17 protein-coding genes are annotated in these 21,989 nt (G+C 68.1%); 11 read left to right on the top strand and 6 right to left on the bottom strand.

The features are described 5' to 3' along the window. The first annotated feature begins 222 nt into the window (after window positions 1-222). Window positions 223-1,161, top strand: a complete 939-nt coding sequence (locus AB3X08_RS19495; RefSeq protein WP_369934483.1) for a hypothetical protein — start codon at window positions 223-225, stop codon at window positions 1,159-1,161. 97 nt (window positions 1,162-1,258) lie between these two features. Here the strand turns inward: AB3X08_RS19495 and AB3X08_RS19490 are convergent, their stop codons facing one another. Beyond that, window positions 1,259-3,739 (bottom strand): DUF1963 domain-containing protein, encoded by a 2,481-nt coding sequence (locus tag AB3X08_RS19490; RefSeq protein WP_369934481.1) that lies wholly within the window; start codon window positions 3,737-3,739, stop codon window positions 1,259-1,261. A gap of 95 nt (window positions 3,740-3,834) precedes the next feature. Between AB3X08_RS19490 and AB3X08_RS19485 the strand changes: the two genes are divergently transcribed. Together AB3X08_RS19485 and AB3X08_RS19480 are read left to right on the top strand one after the other, a co-directional pair. Continuing rightward, the gene (locus AB3X08_RS19485; RefSeq protein ID WP_369934479.1) at window positions 3,835-4,992 is read left to right on the top strand and encodes a hypothetical protein; all 1,158 of its coding nucleotides are present in this window, start codon (window positions 3,835-3,837) and stop codon (window positions 4,990-4,992) included. Between the two features lie 236 nt (window positions 4,993-5,228). Continuing rightward, a complete protein-coding gene (locus AB3X08_RS19480; RefSeq protein WP_369934477.1) occupies window positions 5,229-5,870 on the top strand; it encodes a DUF4142 domain-containing protein in 642 nt (213 codons plus the stop codon). Between the two features lie 227 nt (window positions 5,871-6,097). Here AB3X08_RS19480 and AB3X08_RS19475 read toward each other — a convergent pair whose 3' ends face one another. Beyond that, window positions 6,098-7,867, bottom strand: a complete 1,770-nt coding sequence (locus AB3X08_RS19475; RefSeq protein ID WP_369938585.1) for a chloride channel protein — start codon at window positions 7,865-7,867, stop codon at window positions 6,098-6,100. 494 nt (window positions 7,868-8,361) lie between these two features. On the opposite strand from AB3X08_RS19475, the gene AB3X08_RS19470 reads away from it, so the two are divergent. Further along, on the top strand, window positions 8,362-9,327 hold the full coding sequence (locus AB3X08_RS19470) for a polysaccharide deacetylase family protein (protein ID WP_369934476.1): 966 nt from the start codon (window positions 8,362-8,364) through the stop codon (window positions 9,325-9,327). A 98-nt stretch (window positions 9,328-9,425) separates the two neighbouring features. Further along, window positions 9,426-9,626, top strand: coding sequence for a hypothetical protein (locus AB3X08_RS19465; RefSeq protein WP_369934474.1), 201 nt, complete (start codon window positions 9,426-9,428; stop codon window positions 9,624-9,626). 467 nt (window positions 9,627-10,093) lie between these two features. Here AB3X08_RS19465 and AB3X08_RS19460 read toward each other — a convergent pair whose 3' ends face one another. Continuing rightward, window positions 10,094-11,383 carry an acetamidase/formamidase family protein gene (locus tag AB3X08_RS19460; protein WP_369934472.1) on the bottom strand — a complete coding sequence of 430 codons (1,290 nt, stop codon included), beginning with the start codon at window positions 11,381-11,383 and terminating at the stop codon, window positions 10,094-10,096. 261 nt (window positions 11,384-11,644) lie between these two features. Between AB3X08_RS19460 and AB3X08_RS19455 the strand changes: the two genes are divergently transcribed. Beyond that, a complete protein-coding gene (locus tag AB3X08_RS19455; RefSeq protein ID WP_369934469.1) occupies window positions 11,645-12,265 on the top strand; it encodes a DUF2076 domain-containing protein in 621 nt (206 codons plus the stop codon). Between the two features lie 598 nt (window positions 12,266-12,863). Then, window positions 12,864-13,982 carry a type II toxin-antitoxin system HipA family toxin YjjJ gene (gene yjjJ, locus AB3X08_RS19450; protein ID WP_369934468.1) on the top strand — a complete coding sequence of 373 codons (1,119 nt, stop codon included), beginning with the start codon at window positions 12,864-12,866 and terminating at the stop codon, window positions 13,980-13,982. 256 nt (window positions 13,983-14,238) lie between these two features. Here the strand turns inward: yjjJ and AB3X08_RS19445 are convergent, their stop codons facing one another. Continuing rightward, window positions 14,239-15,456 (bottom strand): glycoside hydrolase family 30 beta sandwich domain-containing protein, encoded by a 1,218-nt coding sequence (locus tag AB3X08_RS19445; protein ID WP_369934466.1) that lies wholly within the window; start codon window positions 15,454-15,456, stop codon window positions 14,239-14,241. A 461-nt stretch (window positions 15,457-15,917) separates the two neighbouring features. On the opposite strand from AB3X08_RS19445, the gene AB3X08_RS19440 reads away from it, so the two are divergent. From AB3X08_RS19440 to AB3X08_RS19425, 4 genes are all read left to right on the top strand, one after another. After that, a complete protein-coding gene (locus AB3X08_RS19440; RefSeq protein WP_369934465.1) occupies window positions 15,918-18,005 on the top strand; it encodes a beta-galactosidase in 2,088 nt (695 codons plus the stop codon). Window positions 18,006-18,170: 165 nt separating this feature from the next. Next, window positions 18,171-18,908: an AAA family ATPase gene (locus tag AB3X08_RS19435; protein WP_369934463.1), complete on the top strand. Its 738-nt coding sequence runs from the start codon at window positions 18,171-18,173 to the stop codon at window positions 18,906-18,908. A gap of 132 nt (window positions 18,909-19,040) precedes the next feature. After that, window positions 19,041-19,361, top strand: a complete 321-nt coding sequence (locus AB3X08_RS19430) for a DUF3817 domain-containing protein (protein WP_369938584.1) — start codon at window positions 19,041-19,043, stop codon at window positions 19,359-19,361. Window positions 19,362-19,568: 207 nt separating this feature from the next. Further along, window positions 19,569-19,904: a hypothetical protein gene (locus tag AB3X08_RS19425; protein WP_369934462.1), complete on the top strand. Its 336-nt coding sequence runs from the start codon at window positions 19,569-19,571 to the stop codon at window positions 19,902-19,904. 29 nt (window positions 19,905-19,933) lie between these two features. On the opposite strand, the gene AB3X08_RS19420 is transcribed toward AB3X08_RS19425, so the two are convergent. Both AB3X08_RS19420 and AB3X08_RS19415 read right to left on the bottom strand, forming a co-directional pair. Next, window positions 19,934-21,025 carry a DUF1615 domain-containing protein gene (locus AB3X08_RS19420; protein WP_369938583.1) on the bottom strand — a complete coding sequence of 364 codons (1,092 nt, stop codon included), beginning with the start codon at window positions 21,023-21,025 and terminating at the stop codon, window positions 19,934-19,936. Between the two features lie 74 nt (window positions 21,026-21,099). Then, complete coding sequence (locus tag AB3X08_RS19415) at window positions 21,100-21,933, bottom strand: NAD(P)H-dependent oxidoreductase (protein WP_369934461.1); 834 nt, start codon at window positions 21,931-21,933, stop codon at window positions 21,100-21,102. Window positions 21,934-21,989 lie beyond the last annotated feature (56 nt).

The raw sequence follows: 21,989 nt of genomic DNA, 5'->3' as shown, positions 1-21,989 counted from the left end.
TGGCTGCGTCACCACTGCGAGCACGCAATCTCGTTGTGTCGCTTGCACGGCGGAGACGTCGCGAACCCCATGGTGTCGCGTGTGCTGATACGCAGGTCATGCATGCTTGCATTTCACCCGGCCAAAACGCGGCTGACGGGTCACACGGATGTCGGGCATGCCTAGCCGTACGTCGCGCCGCCCGGCTCGCGTCTTTTGTCCATTACGACAAGGAGTTTCCTGGTGTCGAAGATCGCACTCACCACGTGCCTGCTGCTGCCCGCGTGCGCCGCGCAGGCCGCCACCACGTTCCTGTATACACAGCCAAGCGTGGATGCCATCGCGCCGATCTTGATCAACAATCCCAGCGGCGGGCCCACGCCGAACATCGGCACCATCACCACGTACGGTATTGGTGCGACGACGCAGGTTCCGGCCTGGGATGTCTCCGCATTCACGGGGCTGCAGATTCCCGCTGGCCAGCGCGCTGTGTTGGAGCGCACGGTCGATGCCGGCTGGCTCGGGGCCACCGCGGTGCAGGCCTACCAGGACCGCATCGCCTTCCAACTGCATACGAACTCGTCCCCATACGTGCAGGACCGCCCACTAAAGACGATCAACTTCGGGCTGGACTTTTCCGACGACCGGCTGGTGCGGCCCTGGGGCGGCGTGTATGGAGCCGATGCGAAGCTGTGCATGGGATTCTCCGCCGCGGTCCCCAGCTCGTGGAGTGGCGAGGGCTCGACCAACTATTCCGGCGCCAACTTCTCGTTGCGCGATATCACCAGCAACAAGTGGTTCACCATCGGCGCCATCCTGTTCTCGACTGCGCCGGTCTCCGAATACGTGGGGTTCGACGGGGGAACCGGCGCCACCAACGTGCCCATGGTCGCCACCTACTATGGGTCGCAGGAGCTCATCACCACTTCGCCAGGGTCCGCATCGGTGCGTTCGTCGATCTGGAAGGACGACACCTGGTTCGGCTATTGCCTGACCCGCCAGAACATCGAGAAGATCGTCAACCAAGTCAATACCAACTTTCCCGGCTCCAATTTCTCTGTCGCCAATCTGGTGCTGGGAAGTGCGCATATCGGTACGGAGATCGCCACCGGGACCAACGGTCTCAACAACGGGCATATGGCCGCGCGTTTCGGCGGATGGAACATCCTGATCGAGCATTGAGGGGCGGTGTTGGCGGATGGTTCGCGATGCCGGCGAACGGCGATGCATGGGGCGCACGCGCAGCCTGGGCATGCGCTAGCGCGCGGCGAGGAGCCGCCTAGCTGCTCTCCAACCCGCAATACACATTGGAGAAATCCCGCCTGGCGAGGTCGCTCTTGTGGATCACGAAATACAGTTCGCCCGCGTCCCAGAAGCAGAAACCGGGTTGCGGGTCCGAGGCGACGCGTAACAGCACCATGAAGTCCTCGGCGCGCCCGCGCAGGCGGTTGGCGGCTTCGCTCAGCGGGGTGTCGTGCTGCTTGAACACATGGCTGTTCACGCCGTGCACCGGCCGGATGGCGGATCGCGCTGCCAGGCCCTCGCGTAGCGACTCGACGCGTTCGTATGCGTCTTCCAGGCTGTCCAGGCCTTCGGCCGCTCCCTGGTAGTAGGCCTGGTCGGAATAGAAATGCGGCACGCTGATCCAGGTGCTGGCGTTGGCGCGGTAGGGTTGGGAGCCGTCTTCCTCATCGTCGAACTGCACGCCGTCGCGCGCCAGGTCCGCGGCCGTCTGCAGGGCGTCGCGCGGACCGTCGTAGTGGAAGACCCGTGGCGCGAGCTCCTCTTGGTCGGAGATGAAGAAATACAGCACGCCGGTCCGCGGCAGGTAGCGCTGCAGCGGTGCCAGCTGCGTGCAGTCCAGTTGCGCGATGAACTGCATGGGCCTGTCGCTGCCGTCGGCGCCGGTATGGCGTGGATAGGACGTGTCCGGCGGCAGGTCGGGCAGTCCGCCGAAGCGGGTGTTGCCGCGCGCCCTGTAGTCGTCCGGCGCGTCCGTGGCCAGTGCCAGCGCGTGCCAGGCCAACGCCTGCATCCCGGAGCGGTACGCTGTCCATTGCGCGTCGCTGGCCAGCGCCTCGTCCAGCTGCCTTGCCAGCATCGCGTCGTTACGTGCGAAAAAGACGTCGTCGTCGAAGGCGATGGTGCCCTGGCCGTCGGCGCCCTTGTAGCGGTAATCCAGCAGCGCGTGCTTCTTCGGCAGTTCCAGTTCCAATCGCTCGATGCGTTCCAGGCCTGCAGGCAGTGCGGTCAACGGGTTGTGGGTGAGATCCAGCCGTTGCAGCGCCGACAACGCCGCCACGCTGGCGGGCACGGTTTGCAATTGGTTGCGCGCGAGCGAGACGGTCTTGAGCGTGGCCGGGAACGGCGCGTCGGGCAGTTGCGCGAGGGCATTGTTGTCGAGCACGCAATACACCAACGGCAGCGACAGCAGTTCCGGCGGCAGCGTGCGGATGCCGGTGCCGGTGATGTGCAGGTGTCGTAATGCGCGCAACGTGCCGAGCGCGGCGGGCAGGCGCGCGAGTGCGCTGGCACGTACGATGGCCAGTTCTTGCAGATGCGACAGGCCCGCAATCGCGTCCGGCAGTTCGCGCACGCCGTTGGCGGCGGCGGTTTCGTCGTCGTAGTAGAGGCTGAGCGAACGCAGCGCTTTGTAGGCGAACAGCGCGTCGGGCAACGTGGGCCCGGCCAGGTTGGACAGATGCAGGTGGTGCGGCACGCCGGCAGGCGCGCTCGAGGCTTCCTCCATCGAGGTGAAGCGGTAGTTCGACCAGTCCAGCGCATCTGTCGCCAGCTTGCGCGCGATGCGCACCGGATAGCGGTGGCCAGCACCATGGGCCTGCAGGTAGCCGCTGAAGCCGACCCAACCCTGTTCCAGCACCAGTTCGCCCCAGAGCTTGAGGTCGTGGCGCAGCCCGCCGGACCAGAGATAGGCTTGGTGGTCGGGCTCGCGATCGTCCTCGAAACGGATCCGGCCGGTCGGTATTCCGGCGCGGTGAATGCCCTTGGCCGAGAAGCGGAAGTAGACCTTGGTGTCGTCCACCAGGTGCGACCGCGCAGCGGCGTCCGCCTTGCGCGCGCGGGCCTGCAGATCGATGGTCAGCTCGTTGCCGGTGGCGCTCGCTGTGCCGATGCGTGCTTCGGTCTCGCGCAGGAACTCGAACGCCAGGTCGTCGATCCGGAACACCTCCACGCCATTGTCGGGAATGCGGAACGGCTCCGCCTGCTCGGTTGCCGGTGCGGGATGCGCGTCGGTGGCGTCGTCCTCATCCGCATCGTCGCCGAACATGTCTTGCATCCAGGCCTCGTGCGCCGCCAGCGCGGCGGCGGGATCGCCGGTCACGCGCAGGCTGCGCAGCGCGGCGTCGAGCACGGGAAAGTGTTCGGCCTCGGTCCCGGCCGGGCAGTCGCCCGCAATGTCCAGGTACAGCGCGTCGTCCAGCTGGACCATGACGAACAGATAGGCATAGCCGTTGCCCTGCAATGTCATCTTCAGTGCCGCATGGCCGTCGATCTCCAGCGCCTGTTCTGCCAGTACGTCCACGTCGCCGCGCCGTGTGCGGCACTCGGCGCGGAAGCTCGCCCATGGATCGGCGGCGGTCGCGTCGTGCGGGGTCTTGTGCCGCACGATCACGATGCCGAGCGAGACCTCGTCGTCGGCGACGGGATACGCGGCCTTGATGAACTGGCCGATCTGCCGCACGACGCTGAAGCGATCGGGCAGGTCGATGGAGAGTGCATCGGTTTGAACGTTGCGCATGAGAGGGCACGGGGGAATAGCTGGTGGCGGCAGCTTACCGCGGCTTTTTTGCGCGTGTCATGCGGGCGGAGGCGCGTGCGACCGCAAGGTCGCGCATGGTCTTTGCGATCGTTCCACGCATTTCGACGATTGCAGTTCTCGAAGGGTGTGGCGGTTGCTGCGCATTCCGAGCACGACGCATTGCCGGGACTGCGCATCGCGCCGCGCTGTTGGACGACCTGCCGGCCGCGGCGCATGCGGGTAGGATGGGCGCCGGTGCAGAACCGAGTGCCGGTCCATCCGTCCGCACGCGGCAGGTTCGGCCAGCCTGTGCTTTTCATGGAAGCGATCGCTTGCAATCCATTCAACACGACGACGGGCAGCCTGCCCCCGCCACGCGACTCTATGCGCTGCTGGCACGCGAAGGCCGCAGCGGGGTGATCTTCCGCCGCGGGCCCAGCAAGCAGGTGCAGCTGATCCGCTGGGACCTGCGCGACGACAGTTTCGAGCATGGGCAGTGGTTCAAGGGCCGGATCTACGAGCGGCGTTGCGATCTGTCGCCGTCGGGCCGGTTACTGGTGTATTTCGCGTCCAAGCAGCAGGGCGACTTCGTCACGTGGACGGCGCTGTCGCGTCCGCCGTTCTTGACCGCGCTGGCGTTGTGGCCGAAGGGCGACTGCTGGGGCGGCGGCGGCGTGTTCGAGGACGAGCGGACGCTGCTGTTGAACCACCGCCCGCAGGAAGGTCGCGATCCCTTTCCGCTGCCGACCGGCTTTCAGCTGCCGCACGACATGCAGGTGCGCCCACTCGGCCGCGGTTCCGGCGGCGGCGAGGACGAGCCGATAGACAGCGTGCTGCGGCAGCGCGACGGCTGGCAGGTGATCGATGCAGGCGCGGGCGAAATCGGCGCACTGACCGCGGACGTGATGTATCGCTTCACCCGTCCGCGCGTATGGGAGAAGCCGGGCGCCAATGGCCGGCGGTTGCAGTCGCTGCTGCAGTCCATCGGTCGCGAGAATGCGGCATGGTACGAACTGGATTATCGTGTGCTGGACCGCGACGGCGCCGTGCTGCTGGACCTGCCCGGCACCGACTGGGCCGATTGGGATGGCGGCGATCTGCTGTTTGCCCGCAATGGTTGCCTGTACCGCCTGGTCAAAAGCGATTTCCGGCGCTATGCGCAGGAAGGCGAACAGGTTTTCCGCTTGTTGCACGATTTCACGCGTGCGCGGTTCGCGCCGCTTGCGCCTGCGGCGGATGCGCTCAAGTACTGAGTGAATGCACACACCGCACGCGGTCGCTGCCGACGATCGACGCGCAGTGCGTCACGAAGAGTGGTGTTGCGGCAGCGCGATGTGCCGTTCGCCACAGCGAGTCCGGAAGTGGCGGCATACGCTCCGCCTGGTGCGCAACGCGTGAAGTTGCGAACTGAAGAATTCAGGCGGTTTGTATGAGCCTTCTTCACCTGCATGGGGCGATGCTGATGCTCCCATCCAAAAGGGAATCGCACATGAAACATTCACTGTTGGTCCTGTCCATCGCGGCAACGCTGGCCATCGCAGGGTGCAAGCCGAACAAGGACAACGACGCGCCGGCACCGGCGCCGACGGCCGACACGCCGGCCGCGAGCACCGAGCCGACCCCGGTGGGCGGCGCTGCCACTCCCACCACGCCGCCGGTCGGCGAGGCGAGCCCGGCACCGGAGGGCGCGGCGCGCGCGAGTTCGGGCGACGACATCGCGCTGGGCCTGCTGGGCGCAGTCGACAAGAACGAAATCGCTGCGGCAAAGCAGGCGCAGGAGAAGCAGGTGACCGGCGCGGTGCTCGACTACGCCAAGATGATGGAGAAGGAGCACTCCGACAACCTGGAGAAGACCAAGGCACTCGGCACGCTGGCCGAGACGCCCGACGTCAAGCAACTCGAAACCAAGGGCGAGCAGGAGCTGGCGACCTTGGGCCAGAAGTCCGGCAAGGACTACGCGGCAGCCTATATCGACGCGATGATCGCCGGGCACAAGGAGGCGCTGGAGTTGATCGACACGCGCATGAAAGCGGCGGCCTCGACGGAGCCGGTCAAGGCGCACCTGGCCGAGACCAAGACCCACGTCGAACAGCATCTGGCAAAAGCGGAAGCGATCAAGAAGTCGATGTGAGCGCGGGGCGTGGCAGGTCGCCGATCTGCCACGCCTTGCTTATCGTGAGAGCCTCGTCCACCGCGCCATAGCGAAGGGCGCGATGGCCTCGCGATCGCTTCGCTCGGTCCGCGAAGGTGGAGCGGAACACTTCTAAATGCTGAAGTTCCAGGCATGCTTGCCTGCGCAGCAAGCGGCTCCGCTGCCTACAACCACTACGCGAATCGCATCGTGCATTCCGCCGGATATCAGGGTTGCGGTTTTGCCTTGCCACGAAAGTGCCGATCGGCATGTCGCGCCTGGCGCAGGCGTTGCGCATGCGCGGCCAGCAGATCGCCGCGGGTCAGGATGCCGACCATCGCATGCGGCGGTGCGCGGCCAACGACGACCAGCCGGCCCACGTCCGCTTCCACCATGTGGTCGGCCGCTTCGCGCAGCGAGTGATCTTCGCGCACCGCCAGCAGCGGACGTTTGAGCAGGGTGCCAATGCGCGTGTCGGCTTGCCGGTTCGGATCGAGCAGGTCGCGCCGGGTGACGACGCCGATGGCCTGGCCGGCGGCGTCCACCACCGGGAATCCCTGGTGCCGGAACGCCGCGCCGCCTGCATCGAGGCGGGCACGCACCTGCGCCAACGCTTCGTCGCTGCGCAGCGCGACCACCTCGCGGCTGCACGCCTCGCCGACCGCGATCCGGTCGAGATAGTCGGCCGCATAATCGCTGGGTACGCGCACGCCGCGCCGGGCGATCTTCTCGGTCATGATCGTGTGGCGCATGGTCAGCCCGGACACCAGGTAGGCGACTGCGCAGGCGCCGAGCAGCGGCAGCAGGGCGTGCGGCTGTTGGGTGGTCTCGAAGGCGAACATCACCGAGGTCAGGAACGCGCGCGAAGCACCGGCGAAGACCGCCGCCATGCACACCAGGGCGGCCATGTGCGGGTCCACGTGCAACCACGGCGCCCAGCTCGAAACGGCCGCGCCGAGCACGCCGCCAAGCGCGCTGCCGATGGTGAACAGTGGCGCCAGGGTACCGCCGGAGGTGCCGCTGCCGAGCGCGATCGACCACGACAGCAGCTTGGCCACGCACAGCGCCAGCAGCGTCGCCACGCCGAGTTGCCCGGCGATGGCACCGGCGATGTTGTCGTAGCCGACGCCGAGCGTGCGCGGCATCCACCAGCCGATCGCGCCCACCGCCAGCCCGCCGATCGCCGGCCACCACATCCAATGGATCGGCAATCGCTCGAAGCCGTCCTCGATCGCGTAGGCGAGCTTGGTGATGCCGACCCCGGCGATGCCGGAGATCAGTCCGAGCGCCAGGTAGGCGACGAGCGCCGAGACCTGCGCCGGCGCCAGCGCGGGCACCGCGAACATCGGCGCGCTGCCGTCCAGCGCCAGGTGCGCGCCGGCACCGACCGCCGCCGCCAGTGCGACCGGGATCAGCGAGCGCGCGCGCCATTCGAACAGCAACAGCTCGATCGCCAGCAGCACCGCGGAGATCGGCGCGGAGAAGATGGCCGCAGTGCCGGCGGCCGCACCGGCGGCAAGCAGCGTCTTGCGTTCGTCGGCGGTGACCCGCAGCAGCTGCCCAAGCAGCGAGCCGAGCGCGCCGCCGGTGGCGATGATCGGCCCTTCTGCGCCGAACGGGCCGCCGGTGCCGATCGCCACCGCCGAGGACACCGGCTTGAGCCAGATCATCCGCGGCGGAATGCGGCTTTCGTTGCGCAGCACCTGCTCCATTGCCTCGGGAATGCCGTGGCCGCGGATCGCGCGCGAGCCCCAGCGGGCCATCGCGCCGACCACCAGGCCGCCGGCGACCGGCAACAGGATTGCCCAGGCGCCGAGCCGATGCCCGGCCGGACTGGCGAACGCGGTGCTCCAGTGACCGTAGTAGACGAGGTTGGTGACCAGGCCGATCAGCGCGGTGAGCAGCTGCGCCGTCACCGCCACCAACGCGCCGATGAGCACTGCCAGGACGCACAGGCGCAGCACGCGCCTATCCACCGGCGCGAACCGGCGCGGCATGTGCGCGGCGGCCAGGGCAGGAGCGAGCGAAGGCGCCGGCGACAGCGGCGCTGGTGAGTGCGAAGAAGACGACATTGGGCGCGCCTGGCGCGAAGCGAGCGTGTGAGGCGGGCAAGGTTACGCGGATGCGGGCGTAGTGGCTGGCTGGAAAATGAATGATGGCGCAGGGCGGTGCGTAGCACTGCAGCGCTCCTGAAATAGAGCGACGCCGCAGACGATTCCTGCGTTGCTCTGGCACGTTTGAGCGAGTTGGTGGGCAGAAGTTCGGCTACGAAGTTGTCTGTTCGGCACTCCGATTGCGTTGGCCGATGGCGGCGCCGGCCGGAAGAGCTCGGTCCAACTGCAGGCACTCACACCGCGCGTGCGTTGGGGCTCGCGACGGCTGCCACGCGCGGTGCGAGTGCGCCACACCCATGGCATCCCGATGCTGCCATGGGTGTGGAAGCGGCCGTACCCGCTAGACTCGCACCCTTTCCAGGATCGGGTGCAGGCCGATGAACCGCTATCGCTTCGTGTTGCTGGCCTTGCTGGCCGTGTTCGGTATTGCGCAGGCGCAGGACGATCGCCGTATCGCCGTGACCATCGACGATCTGCCATGGCAGCGCATGGGCAAGACCCCGGACGCGCAGCTGCCGGCGTTCCACGCGCAGCTGATGGCCTCGTTGAAGCAGGCGAACGTGCCGATCGTCGGCTTCGTCAACGAGGACAAACTCGAACGGGACGGCCAGCTGCAACCGCAGCGGGTGGCGATGCTGCGCGATTGGTTGGACGCGGGCTACGAGCTGGGCAATCACACCTACGGCCACGTGAATCTGCACGAGGTGGGATTGCCCGCCTACGAAGACGCGATCGTGCGCGGCGAGCGCACGCTGCGGCCCTTGCTGGCCGAGTACGGGCAGCCGCTGCGCTGGTTCCGCCATCCCTACCTGGCCACCGGCCGCAGCGATGCCGATCGCGAGGCGGTCGTCGCCTTCGTCGCCGCGCGCGGCTATCGCATTGCGCCGGTCACCGTGGACAACGGCGATTGGGTGTGGGCCTTCGCCTATGCGAAGGTGCTGGAGACCGAGCCGGACGGTGCGGCGCGCGAGGCCACGCTGCTGCGGCTGCGCAAGGGCTACGTGCCGTACATGCTCAACAAGCTGGATTATTTCGAGGCGCAATCGCAGCGCTTGTTCGGCCGCCGCATCGCGCAGGTGTGGCTGATGCATGCCAACGAATTGAACGCCGTCGCGTTCCCGGAGTTGATCGCTGCCACGCGCCGCCGCGGCTATGCGTTCGTCACCCTGGACGAAGCATTGCGCGATCCGGCCTACCGGCACGCGGAGGGCTATACCGGCCGCGGCGGCATCAGCTGGCTGCATCGTTGGGCCATGGCCGAGCACAAGCCCAAGGACTTCTACGCCGGTGAGCCGGTGGTGCCGGGATGGGTGTTCGCGCTGGCGGGGATCGATTCGGAGTGAGGGCCCGGGGGGCGGCCTGCGTGCGTGCGCAGCGTTTCACTTTCCCGCGAGCCGCCCTGCTTCACGCTGATCGCTCCGCACTTCCTGCCCAATGCGCCATGCCCACCTCCAAGACACCGCCCTGGAAGAAGCCCAAGCCGCGCGGCCAGCGCTCGCAGCCGCTGTCGCCTGCGCAGAAGGCCGCGGCGCGGCAGCGCGCGGAAGAGAATGGGCGCCCGTATCCGAACCTGATCGACAACATGTGGGCGGTGCGTCTGCCGCGCGCCGAAGATGCGGCAGACGAGGCTGCGGAGGAATAGACGTCGGCTCACGCATGCGGTCGCAGCACATGGGGCCAGTCATGGACCATTGCGCGTGGCACGTATTGCCGGTCTCGTGCTCGCGACTGAAGGGCACCTCTAATCACGTCAGTCCAGAGGCTGCACGCTGCGCGGGTTGATGGCGTTTTGTTTTTCTGTCGCGGCTGAAGCCGCTCCTACAGGGGGCACGGAACGCTTGGTGTAGGAGCGGCTTCAGCCGCGACAGGAGGACGACATGGCCATGGTGCCCAGGGCATCCATGGGAAATGCGGCCGCAACGCCATCGCGTTTCGATTGCCAATCGCCGTTGCCACGTCGGGTATCTCAACACCTCGAACCCGGAACCTGCGGGCCGGGCGCACCACGCTTCGCAAGCGCATCCGTATGCTTTTTTGGGGACCTATTGGAGGTGCCCTGAAGTCGCTCCCGTAAACGTTGCTGGCTGTAACTGACTCGGCGAATGCGCTTCAGCGCGCCGGCGCCTCCAGCGTGCGCAACACCGATTTGTGGACGCTGGCAGCCACGCCGACGCTGCGTCCGGCGAGGTTGACCACCCGGTACTGCACCGCCACGCCCAACACCTGCGTGGCCTGCGCCAGCGAAAGACCGTAGTCCTGCTGCAACCAGTGCAGCATGCCGGAGGTGGCCACGCGCAGCGCGTCGTCGCTGGAGCCGGCCTGGCCCAGGGTCATGATCTGCTCGGGCGATTCGACCCGCGGCATCGCGATCGCGCGGTGCTTGATCAGTTCGACCCGGAATTCCACATCCAGCGAGGTCTCCAGCGCCCACTGCGTGGTCTCGCCATCGCCCTGCAGCGCGTGGCCGTCGCCGAGATAGAGCAACGCGCCCGGCTGTTGCACCGGCAGATACACGGTATTGCCCTGGACCACCGCGTTGAAATCCATGTTGCCGCCGCTGGCGCCGGTATCGCCGGTGGACAGGGCGGCGCTGCCGAAGCCGGGCGCCAGCGCCAGGCCGCCGAGCATCGGCCGCACGGGAATCGCGAAGTGCTGCATTGGTCCTTCGCCGTCGACGGGATGCGCGAGTGCCGCATCGCGGTCCAGCCGCCAGCGCACGTGCTTGCCGAGTCCGGCCGCCTGCGCGGCGACGCGCGGCGTCTGCAGGCGTCCGACCAGGCCGTCCAGGCTGTCGGCGGAATCGCGGTTGAGCCGCAGCGAGACCAGATGGATGGCAAGCGTATCGCCGGGCTCGGCGCCGGCGACGAAGAACGGCCCGACCTGCGGGTTGCCGTACAGCGCGCGGGTGACGCCGCCCGCGTCCACGCCGCCGGAATCCAGCGTCTGCGTGCGCACCGTGTCGCCCGGCCAGATCGTCAGCACCGGCGGACGATCGGCGCTGAAGGCATTGGCGTAGTCGCGGGGCACGAAGTCGTGGGTCCGGGGCGCGGCGGTAGCGCGGGTCGGCACGCGCCATGCGTCGAAGGGATGGCTGGCGTGCACGCCGGCGGCATTGGGATCGGGCTGATCGCTGCGACCGCGCATGCGGTCGCCCTCGATGCGGCCATCGAAGCGGGAGACGCTGCCGTCGGCGGAAGTGGCCTCGAAGGCCAGCGCAGCGCCATGGCGGGTGCCGCGCACCGACGCCTTGTCGAGCCGGCCCTGCAGCTGGGTGCCGGTCGTGTCCAGTTCCAGCGTCTGGTAGCTGCGGTTGCCCCACAGGTCCGTGGCCACGATCCATTGCTCGCCGCCCCATGCCGGCGCCGATGCGGCCAAAGCCAACACGGAGATCCATTGCATTCTTCGCCACCGCATCTGCGTTCACCCTGCGTAGTCGTAAGTTGACTACAAATGTAGTCATTACCGGTTGGGGCGGAAATGCCGGAAGTCATGCTGGAATCGGCGCGGGTGCGGTCGATTGCGCCCTCCTGCGGGCGCGCCGGCCGCGCGGCCTTGATGAACGTCGCCGCACCAGCCCGCGCAGCCGTCCTTGGCGGCGGCGCATCCATGCCCATGCTGTGCCTGCCGGCATCGAGCCGGTCACCTCCTCCAGGTACTGGTATGACTCCGCAAGAACAACAGCTCCTCGAAGATTTCCTGGCCCGCCTGCGCAGCGCCGGCGGCGTGGCGAAGGATCCGCAGGCCGATGCGCTGATCCGCGAGCGCTTGGCCGGCCAACCGGATGCGGCCTATCTGCTGGTGCAGCGGGCCTTGCTGCTCGAACATGCGCTCGAGAGCGCCAAGGCGCAGATCGCGCAGCTGCAGCAGGCCGCGCCACCGCCGCCGCCGGCCACCAGTTTTCTGGGCCAAGGATTCAATGCCGGACCGCCGCCGTTGCCGCCGGCGCCCGCGCCGCAGGCCGCACCGGGGTGGCGCGAGCGTTTGTTCGGCGGCGGCAGCAGCGTGCCGGAGCAGGCGCCGGTCGCGGCGCCGGCCGCGCGCGGTTCGAGTTTCCTCGGCACCGCGGCGACCACCGCCGCAGGCGTGGCCGGCGGCATGTTCCTGTTCGAAGGCGTGGAGAGTCTGCTCAGTGGCCACCACGGCGGTTTTCTCGGTGGCGGGTCGCCGCAGCCCACCGTGGTCGAGAATGTCACCAACAACTACTACGACGATGCGCCGCTGCAGGACACCGACCAGGACTTCGCCGACGACAGCGGCCTGGACAACGACAACTGGACCTAGGGGCTTGTTGACCTCGCTCGGCGGTGAACCCGCCGAGCGGACGTTGCATGGCGATTGCACCTATGCAGTCCATCCCGTAGCTCCCGCTCCCCGGAGAAGCTGCTGCCGCCGATCCGTACTGCCGTGTCTGCCGCTGGACGCCGCCTGTTTAGCTGGTGTTGGGGTGGGGGGACGCTACGGCGGCCCCCACCCAGCACCAGCGATCAGCCATGGATCCAGCGTTTATTTATTCAAAATCTTCCGTCTGCGTTTGGGTGCCCAAGGGAAAGTCGCTGATACACAAGTGGATCAGTAGTAAGCACGGCTTGACTATCTATTCATAAATCTATTCAATCACTCCCATGAGTGACTCCCGCCTCCACGAGTTGACCGCGCTGTTGCTCAGCCAGGGGGCCTGCACCGCCTCCCAGATCGGCGCGGCGCTTGGGATCAGCCAGCCGACGGTGTCGCGCCTGTTGCTGTCCGCGGGCGACAGCGTGGTGCGTCTCGGCAAGGCGCGCGCCACCCGCTACGCGCTCAGCCGCCAGGTTGGGCGCTCCGGAAACCGCTGGCGCTGTTCCGCATTACCGCGCAAGGCCAGGCCGAGTCGCTCGGCGAGTTGCATGCCTTGCATGGCGACGGCTACCTGTTCGCGCCGCGTATCGCGTGTCCTGCCTTGCTGCACGGCGAATTCGCCAGTGGCGTCTTCCCCGGGTTGCCCTGGTTCCTTGACGACCAGCGGCCGCAGGGGTTCCTCGGGCGCGCCTTCGCGCGCCGGGTGGCCGAGGACATCGGCGCATCGCCGGACCTGTTGCGCTGGCAGCCCGACGACATCGTGCTGGGATTGCTGCGGCATGGAGACGATCTGCCCGGCGACCTGGTCCTGGGCGAACTGGCGCTGCAGCGCGCGCTGCAGGGAGTGCTGCAGCCCGCCGACACGATCACGCCGGCACAGCGCCTGCAGGCGTATCCGCAACGCGCCGAGGCCGCCTTGCGCGGCGAAGCCGTCGGTTCCTCGGCGGGCGGGGAGCAGCCCAAGTTCGTCGCGACGCTGCAGCACGACGGCCGCTTCCAGTCCGTCATCGTCAAGTTCAGCGAGCGCGCAGGCACGCCCGCTGCGCAGCGATGGGCGGACCTGCTGCGCTGCGAACAGCTAGCCGGGCAGGTGTTGCGCGCGCACGGCATGGCCGCTGCCGACAGCGAGATCGTCGAAGCCGACGGTCGCGTGTACCTGCAGTCCACCCGCTTCGATCGCACGCCGGATCTCGGTCGGCGCGGTTTTGTTTCGCTGGCCGCACTGGACGCGGCCTATTACGAGCATGGTCGCATCGATTGGTGGCTGTTCTCCAGGCAATTGCAGCGCGACGGCTGGCTCGATCGCGACGATGCACGGCGGCTTGGCGTGTACGGCTGGTTCGGCGCGCTGATCGGCAACAACGACATGCACCTTGGCAATGCAGGCGTATTGCTTGCCGATACGCGTCCGCTGGCGCTGGCCCCGGCCTACGACATGCTGCCGATGGCGTTCCGTCCTCTGGCGAGCGGCGAGGTGGTGGAGCGCGACTACACACTGGCCTTGCCCACGCCGGACTACCAGGACGAGTGGCGTGCCGCTGCGGGCATGGCGTTGGAGTTCTGGGAGCGCGTGGCGCAGGCAGATGCGATTTCCGCAGGCTTCCGCAACCTGGCGCTGGCGGCCCTGCAGCAACTCGACCGGGCCGTGCAACGCATCGGCTGATAGCGAGGCAGCGACATCGGCGCCGACGCGGTTGCCTGTGCATGTCGCTACGCCGATCTAAAACGAGCGCGTATCCGTCTGGATGCAGAAGGCAGCACGCACCCAACACGGCGATGCGTGGAGGTTGCGGAGTGGTCCACGCGCAATGCGCGATATGCGTGAGCGGAAGAACCTGCGGCCCGTCAGGCCGCAGATCCTTCCTGCATCGTGCGCTGCGGCGAACGGAGGATCGGTCCGGACGCCGCCACGCCGATGCTCAGTTACTGATGAACGTCGCCACGCTCTGCGGATCGACATAGAACGCAGTCTGGCCGTTGCTGACCTGGTACGCGCCGCCGTAGCCGACATTGGTGCTGGCCGAGGTGCTGTACTTGGTGAAGCTGGCGGCGCTGCCGCTGGGCACGGTGACCTTCAGTTCGCGGTACTGGGTGCCGGTGTTGACCGCGACCAGCACGAGCTTGTTGTCGGTGCGCTTGTAGGCGGTGACGGCGACATCGCTGTAGGGTGCGGCGGTCGCGCCGATCCGCGTGGCGCCGGGACGCACGAAGCGCGCGTACTGCGCCATCGCGTAGCCGCGCTTGCTGATCGTGCCGCCTTCGGTGATCAGGCCGTAGCTGCGGCGGATGTACCACCAGATGTAGGCGCTGTAGCTGGCCGCCATGCTCTTGTGCAGCTCGCTGGCCACGCCGAGCGCGGACGGCCAGGCGTTACCGTCGGTATTGTCGGTGTAGTGCTCGGTCATCCACAGCGGTTTGCCCTTGCTGCGCGCAAGTGGATAGTCCTTCGGCTGCACTCCGTACAGATGGCCGCCGATGAGGTCCACGTGCTGGCTGGCGCTGCTGTTGAGCAGGGCGTCGGTCAGGGTGGGATTGAAGTTCAACGACTCGGCCGCGAGCACTTTCAGGCTGCCGAAACCGGCGCCCTGGGCGCTGAGGAAGTTGGTGAAGTCGCTGGCGCTCCATTCCGCCGACTCGTAATCCGGATGCCAGTCCGGCTCGTTCTGCAGGGACAGCGCGTACAGCGGTGCGCCCTTGCCCGACATGTAGTTGGAGAAGTCCAGCAGGTGCTTGGCATAGGCGCCGTAGTACTGCGTCAGCAGCTTGCCGCCATTGTTGAGACTGTTGTTCGACTTCATGTACGCCGGCGGCGACCACGGCGAGGCCAGCAACACCGCGCCATGCGAGCGCGCGCGCACCGCGGACGGTACCTGCAGGCTCCAGCCCGAGCTGGAGGGGTCGATGCGCATGCGCATGATCGACAGGCCGATCTGGCCGTCGCCGCTGCCGAAGGCCAGATCGACCTGGGCCGAGGTGAGGTCGGCGATCCAACCGGCGCCGTTCATGCCGCCGAAGCCCTGGATCGTCTGGTAGGTCTGGCTTGGGGTGACGGTGACGTTCTGCGCCAGGGCGGGCGCGGCGGAAAGGACGGCTGTGGTCATCGCCAGCAAGGTGGCGAGAATCCGTGGTGTCTTCATGTGTCTCTCCGGGGGAATGCAACAGGGGTGTGGAGCAGGGCGGGACGCTACGCCGCCGACATGACATAGACAATCGGTGCATGCGCCAACTGCGGCAAGTGGGATGCAGGGCGCAGCGAGCCAGGGATTGCATTCGCGAAGGCGCAGGACAGTCGCGCGCTTGTCCCAGGACACGCGCCTGCCGATCGGAGATGCCACGAACGCTGCCTGGGCCGAGCGCCGCGCGGGTTTATTGCGAGGCATCACGTGCGAAGGCGCGCATGTCGGCTCTTTGCGCGATGCCTGGTGCTGCGCCACGCCTCCTGCGCCGCACAGAATCGCGGTGCCGCCCGCTTTGTGCACAGATGCGCATCGATGTTCGGCAAGTTGCGCAAGTGCGCGCGCAGCGCATGCGTGCACAATGGCCGTTGGCGGCTGCATGGGGTCACCTGCCGTCCTTCCTTCTGTCGACGAGTCCGCCTATGCCATCGCCTTCCTGGTTCCCGCAGCGCGCGATCGCGCTCCTGTTCGGCGCGCTGTTCGCCCTGGCCGCGGCAGTGCCTGATGCACGCGCGCAGGCCACGCGCTATGCCGATGCCGCACCGTTGCTGCTGGGTGTGGCCTGGTATCCGGAGCAATGGCCGGAGGCGCAGTGGGAGCACGATCTGGCGCTGATGGAAGCGGCGCACGTGCGCGTGGTGCGCATCGGCGAGTTCGCCTGGAGCCGCATGGAGCCGCGCGAGGGTCAATACGATTTCGCCTGGATGGATCGCGCCATCGCCGCGGCCGCGCGGCACCACATGGTGGTGGTGCTCGGCACGCCGACGGCCGCGCCGCCGGCGTGGTTGACCCAGGCCTATCCGGACACGCTGCGCGTCGGCGAGGACGGCGTGCGCGACGAGCACGGCAACCGCCAGCAGTTCTCCTTCGCCAGCGCGCGCTACCGGCGGTTCGCCCATGCCATCGCCGAGCAGATGGCGCAACGCTACGGGCGCAACCCGCATGTGGTCGGCTGGCAGCTGGACAACGAATACGCGCAGGCCTCGTTCGATCCGGAGGCCAAGGCGCAGTTCCATGCCTGGCTGCAGCGCAAGTACGGCAGCATCGAGGAATTGAACCGGCGCTGGGCCACCGCCTACTGGAGCCAGACCTACAACGACTTCGCGCAGATCCCGGTGCACGAGGATGGGCAGAATCCGGCCCTGTTGCTGGAATGGAAGCGCTTCGTCAGCGACACCTGGACGGACTACTCGCGCAACCAGATCGACGCCATCCGCCCGCACGCCGATCCGCGCCAGTTCATCACCACCAACACCATGGGCTGGTTCGCCGGCTTCGACGCCTACAAGGTGCACAGCGTGCTCGACATCGCCGCCTGGGACGACTACGTCGCCGGCGAACGCTACGACTGGGTGGACAACGCGGCGCGCCACGATCTCACCCGCGGCTACAAGCAGCGCAACTACTGGGTGATGGAAACCCAGCCGGGCTTCGTCAACTGGCGCGCGACCAACGTGGCGCTGCGCAAGGGCCAGGTGCGGGCGATGGCCTGGCAGGCGGTGGCGCACGGCGCCGATGCAGTCGCGTACTGGCAGTGGCGCGCGGCGCCGAACGGGCAGGAGGAATACCACGGCACCCTGGTCGGTGCCGATGGCGAGCCGGTGCCGGTGTATGCGGAGATCCAGCAGGTGGGCGCGGAGTTCGCCAAGGCCGGCGCGGCGCTGGCGGGCACCACGCCGCACGCGGACGTGGCGCTGATCAACGACTTCGACAGCCGCTGGGCGCTCGGCTTCCAGAAGCACTCGGCCGATTTCGACCCGGTCGTGCAGATGAAGTCGTTCTATCGGCCGCTGCGGCAGCAGGCGCAGGTGGTCGATGTGGTCTCGGCGCTGGCGCCGCTGGATGGCTACAAGCTGGTGGTCGCGCCGTCGCTCAACGTGCTCAGCGATGCGCAGGCGCAGCGGTTGCAGGCCTATGTCGAACGCGGCGGGCATCTGGTGCTGGGTCCGCGCAGCGCGATGAAGAACGCCGACAACGGCCTGCAGCCGCAGCGCCAGCCGGGCCCGCTCGGCGAGCTGCTGGGCGGCCGCGTGCAGCAGTTCTATGCGCTGGACAAGCCGATCCCGGTCGCCGGTGCGGCCGGCGAGGGCAGCGCGAAGATCTGGGCCGAGCAGCTGCAGGCGCGCGCCGCGCAGACCGAGGTGCCATTGCGCTATGGCCAGGCCAACGGCTGGCTGGACGGCGAGCCGGCGGTGCTGACCCGACGCGTGGGCAAGGGCCGCATCAGCTACGTCGGCGCCTGGCTCGACGACGCCACCCTCGATCGCCTCACCGGCGATTGGCTGCGCGATGCGCAGGTGCGCGCGCCGCTGGCGGACGTGCCTGCGGATGTGGAGGTCGGCGTGCGCAGCGACGGCCGCCGCCGCGTGCTGGTGCTGATCAATCACGGCAGCGATGCGCAGCAGGTGCGTCTGCCGGCGCCGATGCGCTCGCTGCTGGGCACGGGCGCGGCCAGCGACGTGGTACGGCTGGCGCCGGAGGACGTGGCGGTACTGGACGATCGCCGATGAGCGCGATCGCGATGCACGGCTGATGCCGTGCGGCCGCTCCGCAACTGCGGCTCGGCGCAGAGCGGCCAGGCGACTGTTTCGCGCTGCGCGCGCATTGCGCGCAGCGCGCCTGGCCGCGACACTTGGCACCGTGGCGCCGGCCTCCTGCCGGCCGGGAGGGAACCCGTGCGCGCGATCGATGCCGAGCACTATCTGATGGATGTCACGCTGAAGCAGGACCGCGTGGCGTCGATGCAGGCCTGGCCGTATTCGCTGCCGGCGGTGCGCAACCTGGGCGTGTTGCGCTTTCATCCGAAGGTGACCTTCATCGTCGGCGAGAATGGCAGCGGCAAGTCGACCCTGCTGGAAGCGATCGCGGTGGCCTGGGGCTTCAATGCCGAGGGGGGGACCAAGAACTTCAACTTCAGCACCTTGGCGTCGCATTCCGGCCTGCACGATGCCTTGCGCCTGGGCCGCAGCGGCCGCCGCGCGCGCGACGGGTTCTTCCTGCGCGCGGAGAGTTTCTACAACGTCGCCAGCGAGATCGATCGACTGGGCGTCGTCGACAGCTATGGCGGCACGTCGCTGCACGCGCAGTCGCACGGCGAGTCGTTCTTCGCGCTGATGCTGCACCGCTTCGGCGGCAATGGCTTCTATGTGCTGGACGAGCCGGAAGCGGCATTGTCGCCGTCGCGGCAGATGGCGATGCTGACGCGGCTGCATCAGCTGGTGCAACAACGCTCGCAGTTCGTGATCGCCACGCATTCGCCGATCCTGATGGCGTACCCGCACGCGGACATCCTGCAGATCGGCGAGGACGGCTTGCAGCGCGTGGCGTACCGCGACACCGAACACTACCGGCTGACGCGCGCGTTCCTGGAGCAACCGCAGCGCATGCTGGAGACGCTGCTCGACGACGATTGACGCCGCGACCGTTGCGACCGAGCGCCGACGGACGGCGTCGGATTGTAGAATGCTGGCGCCAGCGGGCGTCGCCGCCGCCATCGCGTCGCGGCCTCATTCTTGCCACTGGAGTTGCCTGTGCCTTCCCATCCGCTGTCGCCTGTCGGCCGGCTGTTCGCCGCCGCCGCCTTCTTCGAGGGCCTGACCTGGGCCGGCCTGCTGCTCGGCATGCTGCTCAAGTACGGCACCCAGACCACGGAGCTGGGCGTGTGGCTGTTCGGCCGTCTGCACGGGGTGGCGTTCCTGGTCTACCTGGTCGCCAGCGTGATCGCGGCGGTGCGGCTGCGCTGGCCATGGTGGGCGTGGCTGCTGAGTCTGCTGGCGGCATTGCCGCCGCTGGTCACGGTGCCGCTGGAAATGTGGTTCCGCCGCGTCGGCCTGCTCGGCTTGCCGCGGCCAGGCGCGGGGCGATAGGGGCGGCAGCCAATCGCAGGCCGCTCGGCGTTTCTGCTCGGCACGATACATGGAAGAAGCGTCCCTGCTGGCGGCAAGGGCGGCGGTCCGTGCGGCAACGCGTTCTGCGCAAGCGCTGCCCGGCAATGCTGCGCCAGCGCATTGCCGCGTACGCCAGCCGCTGCGGCGGCTTTAGAATGCAGGCCAGGAACGCAGGCGGTGCAGACAATGGGGAAGCGTCAACGACGACAGCAGGGCAGCGCGCCGGCGCGCGGCGCCGGCCGCCGCCGCCTGTCCGGCTGGCTGCGTTGGCCGGTCTCGCTGCTGGTCGTTGCGCTGGCGGCGGCCAGCGCCTTGTCGCAGCTCTACGTGCTGGTGAAGGCATTGCTGAGCGGCGTGTACATCGGTGGGCCGCGCTTCGGCTCGCCTCACGTGTATCTGCTGGACGTCGATCCCCGGCGTTATTGGTTCTGGATGGCATGGGACGGGGTTGCCACCCTCGTGTTGCTGCTGCTGACCGTGGCCATCGCGTGGGTGTTTCTGCTGCCGGACAAGCCGAAGTAGGGTTCCGCGGGCGCGACACGCCGCTGCGGTCACTTGCCCATGCAGCGCCGCCAGCGGTCGGCCACGCGCTGCGCGAACCAGGCGGTGGTGAGGGTGCGGGTGATCTTCGGGCTCTCCAGGGTGATGCCGGGCAGGATCGCGCGCGGCAGCGGCTTGCCGGCGCCGCGTTCGGCCAGCGCGAACACCTTGCGGTAGAGCGCGGTGTCGCCGAAATCGGCGGCGTTGCCGCGCTGCAGGGCGCGGCGGATCTCCTTGTCGCTTAGCGCCAGGCGCGTGCCCAGACTGCGCGCGGCGCGTTCGGTGGCGCCGGGCTGGTCGATGTCGCTGCCGGGAATCAGCAGATCGCCGTCCAGGGCCAGGGGGGCGCCGCTGGCCTTGGCCAAGGCCGCCTGGAACGCCGCATTGCGGCTGGCGTACCAGCCGGCGTTGAAGTCGGCGAAGCGGTACAGCAGCGCGTCGTAGTCGCTCGGGTAGCCGAGCAGATGGCGGGTGCCGAACCACACGCCGCCGCGGCGGCCGAATACCTCGTGGCGCACCGTGTCCTGCAAGGGATACGGATAGCCGTCGGTGTGGGCCTCGGCGAAGGCGATGCTTACCTGCATCGGTCCGCCGGTGTGCACCGGGTTGAGGCCGCCGAACAGGCGCTGGCCCAGCGGCACGCTGCCGGCGAAGTCCTCGAAGATGGCGCTCAGTTCCTGCTCGGTGCGCACCGCGGCGATGCGGTCGCCGTAGCGGCGGCCATTGGGTGAAGTCACCGCCAGCGCGGCGTCGAGCATGAACGCGGGCACATGCAAGGCCGACGCGCGGCGGCCGAGTTCGGCGCGCGAGATCTTGCCCAGGCCGGGCACCGGCGGGTTGGCCTGGTAGGTGGATTCCTGTTCGATCACCGCCAGCACCGCGCAGATGTTGTCGGCGCTGGTGGCCAGTTGCTGCGAGGACAGCGCCACGTACACGTCGTTGGCCCAGCCGCTGCGGTCGGGGATCGCGGCCGGGATGCGCCGTGCGATATCGGCCTTGATCTCGGTCGGCGTGCGCTCGGGCGCGCGCGGTGCCTGGGTGGCGCAGGCGCCGAGCAGCAGGGTGGCGCACAGGGCGAACCCGCGGGCGAAGGTAGATGCGATCACGTGCGGCTGGACTCCGATGGAAGGCGCGGCGCGGTCGCCGCACGCGCCATCCTACCGTCCAGCGCGGCGCTTCATGTCCGTTGCATTCCCTGATCGTGCGCGGCCGCCGCGGCGCGCTCTTCCTCCGGGCGCAGCACATGCGCCGCGAATCCGGCCTGGCCCGGGGCGACCTCCGGCCGCAGCGTCAGCTCCGGAATGGCGTAGTCGCCGCCGTTCTGCTTGCGGAACGCGATCGGCGCGGCGCTCCACAGTGTGTCCAGGCGCTGGCCGAGCGTGTCGCGGATCTGCGCGAACCGCCCGGCATCCATGCGGCCGCTGCGATAGACCACGAACGGCGGCAACACGTCGAAGCCGGGGTAATGCAGGATGCCGTGCTGGATCGGGAACAGCACGTCGTCGATCGGGCCGTTGATGCCGCGCGGCGCGTAGTGCGATTCCCAGCCGCCCGTGGTGACGATCAGCATCGCGCGCTTGCCGGCCAGCGTGCCCTCGCCGTAGCGGTCGCCCCAGCGCTGGTCGGAATGTTCGCCGACGCCGTAGGCGAAGCCGTACGCATAGACGCGGTCCACCCAGCCTTTCAGGATCGCCGGCATCGAGAACCACCACAGCGGGAACTGCAGCAACACGGCGTCGGCCCAGCGCAGCTTGTCCTGCTCGGCGGCGATGTCCCCGCGCTGGCGGCCGTTGGCGAACGCGCGTTGGGAGTCCAGCGACGGATCGAAGCGATCGCCGGCCGCGCCGTCCAGGCTGTCCTGCGCGTCGATCGTCGGCTTCCACTGCATCGCGTACAAGTCCGACACCTGCACGTGGTGGCCGGCGGCCTGCAACCGTTGCACGGCGAAGTCCTTGAGTGCGCCGTTGAGCGAAGTGGGTTCGGGATGGGCATAGACCAGCAATACGTTCATGGGCGACCTCGCGGATGGGAGGCAGCCAAGGTAGGTCACGGCCGGCTATAGTTGAA

This window comes from Xanthomonas sp. DAR 34887, from assembly GCF_041245805.1.
In the GTDB taxonomy this organism is placed as follows: Bacteria; Pseudomonadota; Gammaproteobacteria; order Xanthomonadales; family Xanthomonadaceae; genus Xanthomonas_A; species Xanthomonas_A tesorieronis.
Note: the sequence above shows the minus strand (reverse complement) of the source record. Positions and strands in the feature narration are given on the sequence as shown.

Coding starts and splice junctions, on each gene's coding strand:
- AB3X08_RS19490 (WP_369934481.1), bottom strand. CDS start 3,739: ATGCGCAACGTTCAAACCGATGCACTCTCCATCGACCTGCCCGATCGC.
- AB3X08_RS19485 (WP_369934479.1), top strand. CDS start 3,835: ATGGTCTTTGCGATCGTTCCACGCATTTCGACGATTGCAGTTCTCGAA.
- AB3X08_RS19480 (WP_369934477.1), top strand. CDS start 5,229: ATGAAACATTCACTGTTGGTCCTGTCCATCGCGGCAACGCTGGCCATC.
- AB3X08_RS19475 (WP_369938585.1), bottom strand. CDS start 7,867: ATGCCGCGCCGGTTCGCGCCGGTGGATAGGCGCGTGCTGCGCCTGTGC.
- AB3X08_RS19470 (WP_369934476.1), top strand. CDS start 8,362: ATGAACCGCTATCGCTTCGTGTTGCTGGCCTTGCTGGCCGTGTTCGGT.
- AB3X08_RS19465 (WP_369934474.1), top strand. CDS start 9,426: ATGCCCACCTCCAAGACACCGCCCTGGAAGAAGCCCAAGCCGCGCGGC.
- AB3X08_RS19460 (WP_369934472.1), bottom strand. CDS start 11,383: ATGCAATGGATCTCCGTGTTGGCTTTGGCCGCATCGGCGCCGGCATGG.
- AB3X08_RS19455 (WP_369934469.1), top strand. CDS start 11,645: ATGACTCCGCAAGAACAACAGCTCCTCGAAGATTTCCTGGCCCGCCTG.
- AB3X08_RS19445 (WP_369934466.1), bottom strand. CDS start 15,456: ATGAAGACACCACGGATTCTCGCCACCTTGCTGGCGATGACCACAGCC.
- AB3X08_RS19440 (WP_369934465.1), top strand. CDS start 15,918: ATGCCATCGCCTTCCTGGTTCCCGCAGCGCGCGATCGCGCTCCTGTTC.
- AB3X08_RS19425 (WP_369934462.1), top strand. CDS start 19,569: ATGGGGAAGCGTCAACGACGACAGCAGGGCAGCGCGCCGGCGCGCGGC.
- AB3X08_RS19415 (WP_369934461.1), bottom strand. CDS start 21,933: ATGAACGTATTGCTGGTCTATGCCCATCCCGAACCCACTTCGCTCAAC.